14 protein-coding genes and 1 tRNA gene are annotated in these 13336 nt (G+C 68.1%); 7 read left to right on the forward strand and 8 right to left on the reverse strand.

The window, feature by feature from the left end; translation table 11 throughout:
• From PHC73_RS01065 to PHC73_RS01085, 5 genes are all read right to left on the reverse strand, one after another.
• Positions 1 to 481: SulP family inorganic anion transporter (locus PHC73_RS01065; protein WP_300123711.1), on the reverse strand; the 481-nt coding region annotated here is incomplete at its 3' end.
• Positions 482 to 587: 106 nt separating this feature from the next.
• Positions 588 to 1736, reverse strand: a complete 1149-nt coding sequence (locus tag PHC73_RS01070; RefSeq protein WP_300123712.1) for an alkane 1-monooxygenase — start codon at positions 1734 to 1736, stop codon at positions 588 to 590.
• Positions 1737 to 1845: 109 nt separating this feature from the next.
• Entirely contained in the window at positions 1846 to 2421 is a 576-nt protein-coding gene (locus PHC73_RS01075; protein ID WP_300123713.1) for a YajG family lipoprotein, read from the reverse strand.
• Between the two features lie 216 nt (positions 2422 to 2637).
• Positions 2638 to 3354 carry an SDR family NAD(P)-dependent oxidoreductase gene (locus tag PHC73_RS01080; protein ID WP_300123714.1) on the reverse strand — a complete coding sequence of 239 codons (717 nt, stop codon included), beginning with the start codon at positions 3352 to 3354 and terminating at the stop codon, positions 2638 to 2640.
• Positions 3355 to 3711: 357 nt separating this feature from the next.
• Positions 3712 to 3855: a hypothetical protein gene (locus PHC73_RS01085; RefSeq protein ID WP_300123715.1), complete on the reverse strand. Its 144-nt coding sequence runs from the start codon at positions 3853 to 3855 to the stop codon at positions 3712 to 3714.
• 53 nt (positions 3856 to 3908) lie between these two features.
• Between PHC73_RS01085 and PHC73_RS01090 the strand changes: the two genes are divergently transcribed.
• Together PHC73_RS01090 and PHC73_RS01095 are read left to right on the forward strand one after the other, a co-directional pair.
• A complete protein-coding gene (locus tag PHC73_RS01090) occupies positions 3909 to 4874 on the forward strand; it encodes a dihydrodipicolinate synthase family protein (protein WP_300123716.1) in 966 nt (321 codons plus the stop codon).
• A 125-nt stretch (positions 4875 to 4999) separates the two neighbouring features.
• Entirely contained in the window at positions 5000 to 5965 is a 966-nt protein-coding gene (locus tag PHC73_RS01095; RefSeq protein WP_300123717.1) for a dihydrodipicolinate synthase family protein, read from the forward strand.
• A gap of 529 nt (positions 5966 to 6494) precedes the next feature.
• Here PHC73_RS01095 and PHC73_RS01100 read toward each other — a convergent pair.
• From PHC73_RS01100 to PHC73_RS01110, 3 genes are read right to left on the reverse strand one after another with little or no spacing between them, the layout of a single operon-like run.
• On the reverse strand, positions 6495 to 7487 hold the full coding sequence (locus PHC73_RS01100; RefSeq protein ID WP_300123718.1) for a lysylphosphatidylglycerol synthase transmembrane domain-containing protein: 993 nt from the start codon (positions 7485 to 7487) through the stop codon (positions 6495 to 6497).
• Positions 7484 to 8233, reverse strand: a complete 750-nt coding sequence (locus PHC73_RS01105) for a polysaccharide deacetylase family protein (protein WP_300123719.1) — start codon at positions 8231 to 8233, stop codon at positions 7484 to 7486. Before PHC73_RS01105 ends, PHC73_RS01100 begins: the two co-directional genes overlap by 4 nt.
• Positions 8220 to 9344, reverse strand: a complete 1125-nt coding sequence (locus tag PHC73_RS01110) for a glycosyltransferase family 1 protein (protein ID WP_300123720.1) — start codon at positions 9342 to 9344, stop codon at positions 8220 to 8222. The genes PHC73_RS01105 and PHC73_RS01110 overlap by 14 nt, the downstream gene beginning before the upstream one ends.
• A gap of 200 nt (positions 9345 to 9544) precedes the next feature.
• Here PHC73_RS01110 and PHC73_RS01115 point away from each other — a divergent pair, with 200 nt between their 5' ends.
• The 5 genes from PHC73_RS01115 (at position 9545) to PHC73_RS01135 (ending at position 12972) form a co-directional block, all read left to right on the forward strand.
• A complete protein-coding gene (locus PHC73_RS01115; RefSeq protein WP_300123721.1) occupies positions 9545 to 10249 on the forward strand; it encodes a cytochrome b/b6 domain-containing protein in 705 nt (234 codons plus the stop codon).
• A gap of 102 nt (positions 10250 to 10351) precedes the next feature.
• Positions 10352 to 10425: transfer RNA gene (locus PHC73_RS01120), tRNA-Arg, on the forward strand.
• 27 nt (positions 10426 to 10452) lie between these two features.
• On the forward strand, positions 10453 to 11445 hold the full coding sequence (locus PHC73_RS01125) for a biotin--[acetyl-CoA-carboxylase] ligase (RefSeq protein ID WP_300123722.1): 993 nt from the start codon (positions 10453 to 10455) through the stop codon (positions 11443 to 11445).
• Positions 11429 to 12175 (forward strand): type III pantothenate kinase, encoded by a 747-nt coding sequence (locus PHC73_RS01130; protein WP_300123723.1) that lies wholly within the window; start codon positions 11429 to 11431, stop codon positions 12173 to 12175. Before PHC73_RS01125 ends, PHC73_RS01130 begins: the two co-directional genes overlap by 17 nt.
• On the forward strand, positions 12172 to 12972 hold the full coding sequence (locus tag PHC73_RS01135) for a hypothetical protein (RefSeq protein ID WP_300123724.1): 801 nt from the start codon (positions 12172 to 12174) through the stop codon (positions 12970 to 12972). The genes PHC73_RS01130 and PHC73_RS01135 overlap by 4 nt, the downstream gene beginning before the upstream one ends.
• The last annotated feature ends 364 nt before the right edge of the window (positions 12973 to 13336 follow it).

Consider the following 13336-nt stretch of genomic DNA (forward strand, 5'->3'; position numbering starts at 1 on the left):
AGCGGGCCGAAATGCCGACCAGCGCCGGCAGCTGCGTGAGCACGATGAGCAGCGCGGCGCCGCTGGTGAAGCCATCCAGCACCGGCCGGCTCAGAAAGTTCATGAACGCGCCCGCCCGCAGCACGCCGAGCGCCAGCAGCGTGACGGCCGAGATGGCCGCCAGTTGCTGGGCATGGATGACGTTGCCGGCCGGATCGCCATGGCCCACGGCGGACAGCGCGCTGACCACCATCAGCGCATTGACCGCCACCGGCCCCACGCCGACATAGGGACTGCTGCCGAACAGCGCGTAGGCCAGCGAAGGCAGCACGCTGGCGTACAGGCCCACCTGTGGCGGCAGGCCCGCCACCACGGCGTAGGCCATCGCCTGCGGCACCAGAAGCACGGCGGTGATGGTGCCGGCGAGCAGGTCCGCCACGGCATCGGTACGGCGATAGCCCCGAAGCCAGCGCAGCAGCGGGACAAGGCGCATCAGGGGCATGACGAGGTGAGCCGGGAAACGTTTTGTTCATTATCGGCGCAGCGGGGCGCCGGCGTCGCCCCACCCCGGCCCGCCCCGGGCAGAGCCGGGGCAGGATGGCGGTCGGTCAATAGACGGCGCTTTGCCGGTAGCGCTCGGGCAGTTTTTCCGGGCGGCCGTGCGGTGCGGCGGCGCCGGTGTCCCAGTACGCCTCCACGCGCGGGTGCATCACCCGGCGCCACAGCGGCGGGATCAGCGCCACCCACAGCATGACCAGGTAACCGTAAGGCAGGCGCGGCGCCTCGCGCATCACGCGCAGGATCTGGTACGGCCGCCCGACGTTGGCGTGGTGGTCCGAGTGCCGGTCGATCTGGCAGAAAAGCAGGCTGCTGACGAGGAAGCTATCGTCCCAGGCATGCGCCGGGCGGATCGGCTCCCAGCTGCCGTCCGGCAGGCGCCGGCGGGCCAGACCGTAGTGCTCGAGGTAATCGGCCACCGCCAGCAGCACGCGCGCAAACAGGAAATGGGTCAGGAACAGCGGCACCGCCAGCCAGCCGAACAGGCTGACCATGACGGCGAGCCAGGCGAGCGGCAGCGCCGTCATCCACAGCATGCCGTTGTGCAGCGACCACGGCGAGCGGCCCTGTCGGCGCAGGCGCTCGGCCTCGATCTGCCAGCCCATCAGGGTCTTGTAGATGATGCTGTGCACGATGAAGGCGTAGATGTTGTCGCCGTACTTGGCCGAGCCCGGATCCTCCGGCGTCGCCACGCGGTTGTGGTGGCCGTAGTTGTGGTAGATGGCGAAATCGCACATGTTGATGGGCGTGAACAGCAGGATGCCCATCCAGCGGTCGAAGCGCTGGCCGTGGTGGGCCAGCTCGTGCGCGGCGGTGGCGCCGAAACCCACCGAAATGGCCGACGACAGCAGCACGCCGATGCGCTCGGCGGTACCCAGTTCGGCTTGCGTGAACAGCCAGTAGCAGAACACCGCCACCGCCCACTGGGCCGGCACCAGCAGCCACAGCATGACGCGGTAGAACAGACTCTTCTCGAGCGCGGCCTCGTCCTCGGGACGGTGGTTGACGTTGTCTGGGCCGACGAACGGATCGAGCACCGACATGGCGACGAACACCATCACCGTCAGCCAGTGCCAAATCCCACCGCCCAGCAGCCAGCCGATGACTGGCAGCGCCAGCAGCCCGATCAGCGGCCAGGTGGTGACGCGGGCAACCACACTCAGCGGCATGGCGCCGCCGGTTTTCAAGACACCTTCCATGGTTCTCTCCAGTACGCTCGGGCGGCCCCGGTGACCGTCCGTCGGGGCGTCATGTTAACGGCTCCATCGTCCTTGACAATCGTTCAGCAGGTTTTGCCCGCCAGCGACCTCAGGGAACCGCGCGCTGCGTCAGCACGTCCATCAGCTGCGGGTCGGCAAACACCCGGCTGAGTGCGCTCGACAGCGTCTCGTTCACCAGACGCTGGCTGAGCGCCGGCGCCGGCTGGAACGCCACCTCCTGTTCCTGATGTGCGCGGTAGGTGGTGGCATAACTGTTGCCGCCGGCCTTGGCGGTGGCGCGCACGTCGGCATCCACGAACACGGTTTTCTTCATCACCGCGCCGGTGAGGTCGTAGTTGATCTGCAAAAGTTCCAGCGTGAGCGTGTTGCTGAGCGGACCGGCCGACGGCTCGACGGCAAAGCCGAGCTGCTCGAGCGCGCGCGTGGCTTCCTGGTACACCACATCGACCACGTTCACGGCCGGATCGATGCCGGTGACGGCGCCGCTGCGCTGGGCTTCGGTGAGCTGCCGGCGGTCGATGACCTGCACCGCCACCGGCGCACCCTGGCCGAGATTGCGGGCCGTGATGTCGATGGTGGGCCTCAGATCCAGGCGCTGCGGCGCGGTGCTGCAGGCCCCGAGCAGGCCGGCCAACGCAATCAGGACGACGGATAAACGAGACATCGAATGGTATCCGTGGGCAGACGGGATGCGTATTGTGCCGCCCGTGAGCCGGGCGGGGCGAGCAATCTGCCGCGAAAGGGATTTTCCACCCGCCCGTGGAAATGCTGCGGCGCGCGTCACGCCCGCGCCGCACTCAATCAATCAATGGCTTGCGCCATTGATTGATACCCGGGCATCCTGACCCGCGAGAAAGGCGCTGATTTGTGGACGCTTTACTCAAAAGCGCTCCACCGCCGGGCGCAGATCGAGCTCCAGCGTCCAGGCGCTCGGGTCCTGACAGTGCAGTTGCCAGTAGGTTTCGGCAATCGCATCCGGCGCCAGCAGCGTGTGTGCCGGCCGGTCCGGCTCGCGTTCGCGCAGGCGCGGGGTGTCGATCTGGCCGTCGATCACCACATGCGCCACGTGCACGCCCTGGGGGCCGTACTCGCGCGCCATGCTCTGCGCCAGCGCACGCAGGCCGAATTTCGGCACAGCCAGTGTTGCAAAGCCCCTGCCGCCGCGCCAGGCGGCAGTGGCGCCGGTCAGCAGCACGCTGCCGCGTCCGGCATCGGCCATGGCCGGCAGCAGCGCGCGGGCGAACAGGAAGGCGCCCAGGCAGCCGGTTTTCCAGGCCGCTTCGAATTCCTCCGGCGTGACGTCGGCGATGCCGCCTGGCCGGTAGCTGCCGGCGTTGTAGATCAGCACCGAAGGCTCGCCAAGGTCGCGCGCGACCGCGGCACACACGCCCGCCACCGCGGCTGCATCACCGGCATCGGCGGCGTAGGTGCGCAGGCGCGGGCCGAGCCCGCCCAGAGCCGCCGCGACGCTGGCCAGCGTTTGCTGGTGGCGCGCCACCAAGGCAAGGGCAAAGCCCTCGCGGGCGAAACGGCGGGCCAGCGCCAACCCCAAACCGGGACCGGCGCCGACGATGACGGCGGTGGGCCAAGTGCTCATGGGCGTGCCTTGTTGCAACGGACGGGATGAGGAGGATGCCGCAACCACCGGTCCCTGGGAATTTGCCTATCCCTGCGCAAGCGCGGATTAAGGAACCGCTTACGTCTTGGCGTCCCCGCGGACCAGGATGCCCCGGCCTGAATAAAGGGCGTAAGCCATTGATTCATTGAGCGTCGCGTGGGCGTGACCCGCGCGACGGCGAGCCGAAAAATTCCATGGACGGAATTTTTCGGCACCTCCTTGATTCGGCAGTTGCCTGCGGAGCAGAAGGCCTCGGCCGCCCGAGACGACGTACATCATTGATTCAATGGGTGACGGTGCGCCGAACATACCGGTAAAAAATGTTTCAGCAATCCCTCATGGCACCATCAAGCGCTCGTTCGAGCGCCAGCGCGGTTTGCTTTTCGCGATGCTTTCTGAAACCATCACCGGCTTATCGCCGCCGTGCACGCGGTGCAGGAGCGGCTGTCCGTTCCCGCCATCGACTGGCTGGTCGGTCATGTTAAACCTTAAACTTTTTCACCAACCCGGCAGCTTCTAAAGGAGTGCACCGCATGCTCGAATACAGCCGCAAGGATGCCAAGGCCTGGGCTCTGAAGACCATCAAAGGCTTCTACCAGTGCCCGATCAGCCCTGTCACTGCCGACGGCAAGATGGACGAGGCCGGCCTTCGCGAAAACATCGAGAAGTTCATCGACATCGGCATCGACGGTCTGGTGGTCGGCGGCTTCATTTCCGAGTGCTGGAACCTGACCCTCAAGGACTGGTACCGCTACCACGAAGTGGTCGCCGACGCCGCCAAGGGCCGTATTCAGCTCGCCACCATCATCCTCGACCCGTCGGTGCATCAGGCGCTGGAGAAGATGGACTTCTGCGAGAAGCTCGGCTTCCAGAGCGCGGAGGTCATCAACCCGGTGGTGCAGCTGCGCACCGACGACGAAATCTACGCCTGGTACAAGTACCTCACCGACCACAGCAACATGGCCGTGTGCCTGTACCGCACGGCGGTGTCGGGCAAGGTGATCGGCTTCGACCTTATCAAGCGCCTGGCCGATCTCGACACCGTGGTGGCTGTCAAGCAGGGCAGCCTGGTGCGCGCCGAGACGCTGAAGCTGCGCCGCATGGTCCGCGAGGACTTCATCGTGTCCGACCCGAACGAGTCGGTGTTCCTGGACGACCTGCGCCGCGGCGGCCAGGTGGTGTGGGGCGAGATGTCGTACATCGTTTATGGCAAGAAGCGCGTATTGGTCGACCAGTACCGCAAGCTGGCGGCCGAGGGCAAGTGGGAGGAGGCCTACCAGGTGTCCGAGCAGCTGGCGCCGGTGCGCGAGTTCCTGGAGGACATGCTGGTGTGGGAAATCGTCAAGACCGCCACCTATGCGGCGGCCGTCGGCGGCATCAAGGTGTGGTTCGAGGAGCTGGGCTTCAAGGCCGGCGCGCTGATCCCGCCGGTCGCTCCGCCGAGCGAAGAGAAGAAAGCGTGGATTCGCAGCAAGGTGCGGGAGCTGGGCCTGGTCTGATCCAGGCTCGCTGCGCTCCATGAATCAAGGGCTTGCGTTCTGATTCATGCCGGGGCGTGCTGCGCCGGACGGGAAGCGCCGGATAAATCGGCGCTTCCCCCCATTTCTTTGAGAGGAGACGAGTAATGCCTGAGTACAGTCGCAAAGACGCCAAGGCCTGGGCGCTGGAGAAGATCAAGGGCTTCTATATGTGCCCTATCAGCCCGGTCGGCGATGATTTCCAGTTCGACTACGCCAAACTGCGCGAGAACATCGATCAGTTCGTCGACATGGGCATCGAGGGGCTGGTGGTCGGCGGATTCATCGCCGAATGCTGGAACGTACCGCTGCGTGAGTGGCTGCGGTACCACCAGGTGGTGGCCGAGGCCGCGCGTGGCCGCATCCCGCTGTGGACCATCATTCTCGACCCGTCGGTACACCAGGCGCTCGAGAAGCTGGACTACGTCGAGAAGCTCGGCTTCGAGGGCGCCGAGGTCATCAACCCGGTGGTGCAGCTGCGCACCGACGACGAGATCTTCGACTGGTTCAAGTACCTCACCGACCGCAGCAACCTGGCCATCTGCCTGTACCGCACGCCGGTATCGGGCAAGGTGCTGGGCTTCGACCTGATGCGCCGCCTGGCGGATCTGGATACGTGCGTGGCGGTCAAGCAGGGCCACATCAGTCGCGCCGAGACGCTCAAGCTGCGGCGCGATCTGCGCAAAGACTTCATCGTCTCCGACCCGCTGGAGTCGGTGTTCCTGGACGACCTGCGCCGCGGCGGCCAGGTGGTGTGGGGCGAGCTGTCCTACATCCTGTACGGCAAGCTGCGCCCGCTGGTCACCCAATACCGCCAGCTGGCGGCGCAGGGGAAGTGGGAAGAGGCTTACCAGGTGTCCTGCAAGCTGGACCCGGTGCGCGACTACTACGCCGACATCTTTCTGTGGACGGTGGCACAGACCGCCACCTACGCCTCGGCGCTGGCTGGAATCAAGGTATGGTTCGAGGAAATCGGCCTGCACGCCGGGCGCATCATGCCGCCGGTGCGCGAAGCCTCCGAGTCGTTCAAGCAAGAGATTCGCGAGAACCTGCGCCGTCTCGGCGTGGTCTGAGCGGCGCCTGAGAGCTTGTGAATTTTTCAAGCTCTCAAGGCCGGCCAGGGATGGCGGGACGCGAATCGAGCCCCTTGAGGGCTCGATTCGCGTGAGCCCGTCCGGGCGTGTACCGGACGGGCGACGCAAGAAATGCGCAGCACGCGCAATTTTTCACAAACTCTGAGCGGCGCCTGAGTCGGCCTTCGCAAAACCCGGCCCTGCCAACGCGGGGCCGGGTTTTTTAACAGGCAGTTGAAAAAGGGCTTCCTGCCCTTTTTCAACTCGGCTCGTCGCGGCACCTGTCCGCGACGGCCTCCGCTTATCGAGCACTTGACGTGCTCGATAAGCGCGCAAGCCATCCCTGGCTTGCATTAACAGGCCGTTGAAAAAAGATTTTCAACGGCCTGTTAATGGGCGGTTGAAAAACGATCGATGCCGCGAGGCCGGGGATGCTTCGCGCGCAATCGAACACGCAGGTAGTTGATCGGTCGGCCCGTCACAGAACAGCCCGTCGTTGCCCGCCGTTCGGGCCAAGACCGTGGTTGGCTCAGGTTTCTTCAACCGGCGCCTGCCACAACCGCCGGCCGATCAGCAGCACGAACGGGCCAACGCCGGCCAACAGCAGCCAGTAATACGTGGCGCAACGCCACGCGACCAGAGCCGCCGCCAGCGTAGGCGCAGGCAGCCACGGCGCCAGCAGGGCGCTGAAGCCGAGCTCGACGCCACCACTACCACCGGGCAGCAGCGTCACCTGACCGGCGCCGAAGCTCAGCATTTGCGTCAGGAACAGGTACGACCACGGCACCCGCTCGCCCAGGCCACGTACGATCCAGAACAGGATGCTGTAGCGGATTAGCCAGTGACACACGCACAGCGCGTAGACCAGCGCCAGACGCCAGCGGGCCAAGCTCAGCAGCAGGCCAAGGCCGTGTCGAAAACGCAGGATCCAGCGCGCCAGCTGCCGACGCCGCACCACGGAAATACGGAAGTGATGCAGCACTCGCCCGGCCCACAGCAGCACCCGCCGGTAATCGCGCACCATCAGCCACAGCACCACACAGCCGCCGACCAGCAACACCAGCAGGGTGCCGATGTGCCAACCCAGGTGTTGCTCGCTGGGGCCGGCCAGCAACAGCGGCGCGATGACCAGCAGCGCGGCCAGAAAAAACGTCAGATCGAGCACCTGATCGAGCGCGTACATGGCCGCGGCGTGGCTGCTGCTGAGGCCACGCTGGCCGACCAGGTAGACATAGGCGAGGGCACCACCGCTGCCAGCCGGCGTGGCGTTGGTGGCGAACTCGATGGCCATCACCCGGCCGACCGCACGCGGCAGGGACAGCTTCTGACCCAGACCGCCGAGCACCAGGCGCATGCGCACGGCGTTGATCAGCCAGCCGACGCCGACGGCTGCGACCGCGGTGAGCCATACCCGGGCGGGCAGAGTGCGCAGCTCGAGCAGCAGCTCCCGCCCGCCGATGAACAAGGGGAACGCGGCGCTCACGGCGAACGCGAGCGCAATCAGCAGGAACGTGCGTTTCAAACGGCTCGGTCCAGCCAGGTGGATTTGGTCAGCGCCGTGCGGCAGGTCAGCAGATGGTTCAGCGTCGCCGTCCAGAAGCGCCGCGCGCTGGCGTGTTGCATGTCGACGGGGTGCAGACCAAGGCGCAGCAGCGGCGCCGCGCCCTGGATGCGCAGGGCGGCCGAGTTTACAAGCCGCGACAACGCCCGGCGCCAATGGCTGCGGGCGCTCCACACCAGGCTGGGCACCGGATGCACGCGCCCGTGGCGTAGGTCCAGCAGCGCCCGTCGGGTGCTGGTATAGCGCAGCGGCAACCCCGTGAGCGCGGCCGAGGCCGCCTCGCCGAGCAGCCAGGCCGGCGCCACGAAGCCCGCCGGCCGCCAGCCGAAACCCGCAAACAGGTCCAGGCCGCGCTGCAGCCGTTCGCGTGCCGCCGACGTGTCTAGCCGATAGAACTCGGCCTCATGCGTGTAAACACGGCGCATCAAAAAATCCCAAGGATCACCGCGCAGCGGCAAGTCGTCGGCGTGGAAGTACCCATGCAGGGCCAGCTCGTCGCCACGCGCCAGGCGCGCATCCATGGCGGCGACGAAGCGCGGATGCCGCCGCAGATCCCCGGCATGGTGGAAATCCGGCACCACCAGCAGCGTCAGCGGCACGCCAAGGCGGTCGGTCAGCGCCACGAACGGGCGGTAGGCGTCCCAGGTCTGTGGGGCTACGTCGTGCAGCACCACACAGAATGCGCGCCCCGCCTCACGGTCCGGCATGGCTGGCGCCGGCGCGCTGCGCGCCGTCCTGGCCCAACACGCGCCGGTAATGGCCAACCAGCCCGGCCAGCGTCTGCTCCCAGGCATAGCGTTCCTCGACGCGCCGGCGGGCGTGCCGGCCGATGGCCTTGGGGTCCAGGCTGAACAGCGTGCGCGTGGCCTCGACCAGACCATCGCGACTGAGGTCGGTGGTCAGCACGCCGGTGCCGGGCACCACCAGCTCCGGCAGTGCACCGGCGCGCATGCCGATCACCGGCAGCCCGCTTGCCATCGCCTCGAGCACCACCAGGCCGAAAGTCTCGTTACACCCCGCGTGGATCAGCGCATCGCAGGCAGCGAGCGTGCCCGCCAGCACATCGCTCGGCATGAAGCAGTCCAATACGGTGACGTTGGCGGCGTCGCTGCGCGGCATTCCAGGGCCGATCAACAGCAAATGATAGCCGGCGCCCAGCGCGCGGGCGGCATCGATCAGCAGCGGAATGTTTTTCTCGCGCGCCGCCCGGCCGGCGAATACCAGTAGCCGGGCATCAGCGGCCACGCCTAGTCGTCGGCGCAGGCTGGCGTCGGCCCGGTCGGGATGGAAGGTGCGCGTGTCGACCCCGAGCGGTTGGACGGTGACCCGCTCCACGCCCAAGGCGTTCAGGTTCCGTGCCATGACGCGACTGGGCGCGAGCACCTCCGTGAAGCGCGTGTACAGGCGGCGTACATAGCGCTCACCAAGACGCCGCGCGGCGCCGCCGAAGCGGTTTTCGAGCAGCCGCGGCAGGTCCGAGTGGTAGAAGCCGAACACCGGGACGCCCAGGCGCTGCCCGGCCGCCAGTGCGGCCCAGGCCAGACGGTAGGGGTCACCGGCCTCGATCAAGTCCGGCTGCAACTCGCACAGGGTCTGCGTCCAGCGCTTGCCGCGCAGCGGCAGCTGGTAACCGGTGCGACCGATCGGCGGTGCCGGCAGCGTGTGCACGTCGCCGCGCCGCGCAGCCGATTTGCCGGGCACCAGCAGGCTGTGCCGGATGCCCGACTGGGTGGCCAGATAGGCCTGTTTTTGTGTCAGATAGGTTCGTACGCCGCCGCTGGTCGGCGCATAAAACATGGTGATGTCGGCGATATGCACGCTTGGACCGATCTTGCAGGCGCCGACGTGTCGGCATGTGTGACGATGATAAGACGCTGTGCCGGCCGCGACTTGCATCCGTCGATCGCGCCGGGGCATCCTTCCGAGGACGGCACGGGGCCGAATCGGCGCGTGCCCGCGGCCGTCGACGCCTGGCGATCGACGGCCTGTGAACCCTATCACAGGTGCCCGAAACCGTTATGTCACGACCGACCCAACCCGACCACCCGGCCACCGGCGGCGGGCGCCTGCAGATCCCGGTCTGGGACTGGTCGGTACGCCTGTTCCACTGGGCGCTGGTCCTGCTGATCGCCGCCGCCTGGGCCACCGCCGAAGCCGGGGTCGACTACATGCACTGGCACATGCGCTGCGGCTATGCGGTGCTGACGCTGCTGCTGTTTCGGCTGCTGTGGGGTCTGGTCGGCAGCGGCAGCGCGCGATTTTGCGGCTTCTTGCGCGGGCCGCGGGCAGTGCTCGCCTATGCGCGCGCCTGGTTCAGCCACGAGCCCCAGCATTACCTAGGTCACAACCCGCTCGGCGGCTGGATGGTGATCGTGCTGCTGCTACTGGTCGGCGTACAAGCCGGCACGGGGCTGTTCGCCAACGACGACATCTTCAACGAAGGACCGCTGGCGCGGCTGGTGAGCGGCGATACGAGTGATTTTATGACCACCATTCATAAGGTCAACTTCAACCTGCTGCTGGCGGCGGTCGGCCTGCACGTCACCGCCGTGCTGCTGTATCTGTTGCGCGGCGAGAACCTGCTGCGCGCCATGTTCAATGGGCGCAAACCCGCCGGCGACTATCTGGACCGGCCAGGCCCGCCGGCGCCGGCCTGGCGCGCGGTGCTGTGCCTGGCGCTCGCAGGCGCGGCGGTGTGGGCGCTGGTCACGCTGCCCGGCTGACGGATACGACGCAGACCGCGCAGCACGCGGGTGGACGTTGCGGCGCGGCTTCGGGTAAGGTTCCGCGCCGCCCCGCGCCTTGCCGGCACGGGCTTTTTCGGCGCCCCGGTAGCTCAGCAGGATAGAGCGTCCCCCTCCTAAGGGGAAGGTCACACGTTCGAATCGTGTTCGGGGCACGCCTTTCCGCGCAGCCGCTTATCCGCATGTCGCCGCCAACCGCCACCCGCATCGCGCTGCTGCGCCTGCTCGCCGATGGTCACTGGCATTCCGGCCGCGAGCTGGCCGGGCGGCTGGAACTGACGCGCGCGGCGGTGTGCAAGCAGGCACAGGCGCTGGCCGACTGGGGCGTCAGCGTGCATACCGAGCGCGCACGCGGCTATCGCCTGGCGCAGGCGCTCGATCTGCTCGACCCGGCGCGTCTGCAGGACGGACTGGCGCGCGTCGGTGTGCGCGATGCGGTCGAGCTGTTCGATACCCTGCCGTCCACCAATGCGCACCTGATGACCCGCATCAGCCGCGGGTGCGGCGGCGGGATGTGTCTTGCCGAGCACCAGACCGCCGGCCGCGGCCGCCGTGGCAGGGCCTGGCATTCGCCGTTCGGGCGCAACCTGTACCTGTCGATCGGGCAAGCCTACGAAGGCGGTGCGGCGGCGCTGGTTGGCCTGAGCCTGGCGATCGGCGCCGCGCTGGCGCAGCTGCTGTCTGACCTTGGCGTGCCCGGCGTGGGCATCAAGTGGCCGAACGACCTGTTGTGCGATGGCCGCAAGCTCGGCGGCATCCTCATCGAGCTGCAGGGCGACACGCAGGGCCCGTGCTGGGTGGTGGCCGGCGTGGGCCTCAACGTGAACATGCACGGCGCAGCCGACGACGCCATCGACCAGCCGTGGACCAGCCTGGCGCAACTGACCGGGCGCGATTGGGACCGCACCGCGCTGGCGGTGCGCATGATCTCGACCCTGCGCCAGGTGATGAGCGACTTCCCCGCCATGGGGCTGGCTCATTGGCAGGCCGTTTATGACCGCTTCGACGTGCTGGCCGGGCGGGCGGTCGACGTGGACTGGGCCGGCGAGCGCATCCGCGGCGTGGCCTGCGGAATCGACTCGAGCGGCGCGCTGCTGGTCGACGACGGCGCCGGCCGGCGTGCGCTGTGGGGCGGGGAAGTCACCGTCAGGGCGCGCGGTGGATCTGCTGTTTGACCTCGGCCACAGCCGCCTGAAGTGGGCGTACTGGGCCGACGGCCGCCTGCACACACCCGGCGCGGTCGGCTGGCGTGACCGGCCACCGGCGAGCGTGTTCGAGCAACTACTCGGCGAGCTCGAGCCGCCGCGGCGCGTCGCCGTGGCCGCGGTGGCGCGCGGCGAGCCACTGCAGGCGCTGCAGGCGGCGGTTCGCGCGCGCTGGGGACTGGACGCACAGGTACCGCCAGTCACCGCCCGCTGCGGCCAGGTGCGCTGTGGCTACGTCGAGCCGGGCCGCCTCGGCTTCGACCGCTGGGCGGCGCTGATCGGCGCCTGGGCGCGCCAACCCGGCCGGGCGGCGGTGGTGATCGACTGCGGCTCGGCGGTCACGGTGGATGCCCTGGCCGCCGACGGCCAGCATGTGGGCGGCGTAATCATGCCCGGCCTCGACATGATGGCGGATGCCTTTTACGCCCGCACCGGCCTGCCGCGCGGCACGCCCGCCAACGATCGCGAGCTGGCGGCGCGCTGCACCGCCGATGCCGTGGCCAGCGGCGCGCGCATCGCCGTGCTGGGTGGCATCGAGCTCGCTCTGCGGCGCTGGGCGGCGCGCCTGCCGGATGCCAGCGCCTGGCTGACCGGTGGTGACGCACCGGCGTTGGCGGCGGATTTGCCTGCCACACTGCAGTCCGCCCCGCATCTGGTGCTGGAGGGCCTGGGGCGCATCCTGGAGGGGGAGGGTGAATGAGAGCACTGACATGGCTGCTGCTGGCACTGAACGCCATCGCCGCCGCCGCATGGCTGGCAGGGTTCGAGCTGCCGGCCGCGGCGCCGGCCGCACCGCCGGCCCCAAGCGGCGCCAAACCGTTGCAGTTGCTGAGCGAGTTGCCGCAGTTGCCGCCTCGTCTGGATGCGCTGCCGGGCGAGCCCGAGCCGGCCACGCCGGCGGCAGCAGCGGCACCGGTCGAGCTGGCTGTGCCGGCCGACGTGGGTGCCCAGCCGATCGCCGTGACTCCAGCGGTCGATTCCCCGCCCGACGCCGCCAGTGCGCCCGCCGATACCCCGGCGCCGGCTGCCGCCGACGCCCCGGCGCCCGCACCGAGCTGCTACCGCACCGCCCCGCTCGGCACCGACGCCTACGATGACGCCGGCAACGCGTTGCGCGCAGCCGGCTTGGGCGAGCCGCGCCTGCAGCCGCCGGCACGTGTGCGCGAGCGGTACTGGGTGTACTGGAGCGGCAGCGCCGAGCAGATCGGCGAGGTCGAGGCCAGGCTCAAGGCCGCCGGCCTGCGCGACTGGTACCGCCAGCGCGGCGCTGGTGGCGAGTTGCGGCTGTCGCTCGGCGTGTACGGGCAGCTGGATAGCGCCCGGCGCCGCCAGCGCGAGCTGGCCGCCCGCGGCATCCAGGCGCAGATCAGCCCGCGTTACCCGCCGCAGGCGCGTCTGCGCTGGGTCATCACGGCGATACCGGGCGCCGTCGAGGCCGCCCGACCGCGGCTGCAGGCGCAGGGCGTGAACCTGGAGCCATGCCCTGAGGGCCCGTGAATTTTTCAAGCGTCGAGGCCGGCCCGGGATGCGCGATGCAAGAGGGCAGCACTCCACGAATCAAAGGCTTGAGCCATTGATTCGTGCCGGCGCAGGGTGCCCCGGAACATACCGACCCGGACCGCAGCGCGGTGTCAAAGCCGGCTTAACAGGCCGTTGAAAAATCTTTCCCAACGGCCTGTCAAGGCAAGCCAGGGATGGCTTGCGCGCACATCAAGCACGTCAAGTGCTTGATATGCGGAGGCCGTCGCGGACCGGTGCCGCGACGAGCCGAGTTGAAAAGGGGCAGGAAGCCCTTTTCAACGGCCTGTTAAGGCAAGCCAGGGATGGCTTGCCCCCCAAAGCAAGCGCGTCAAGCGCTTGA

The sequence above is a fragment of the Immundisolibacter sp. genome (genome assembly GCF_028696615.1).
Lineage (GTDB): Bacteria > Pseudomonadota > Gammaproteobacteria > Immundisolibacterales > Immundisolibacteraceae > Immundisolibacter.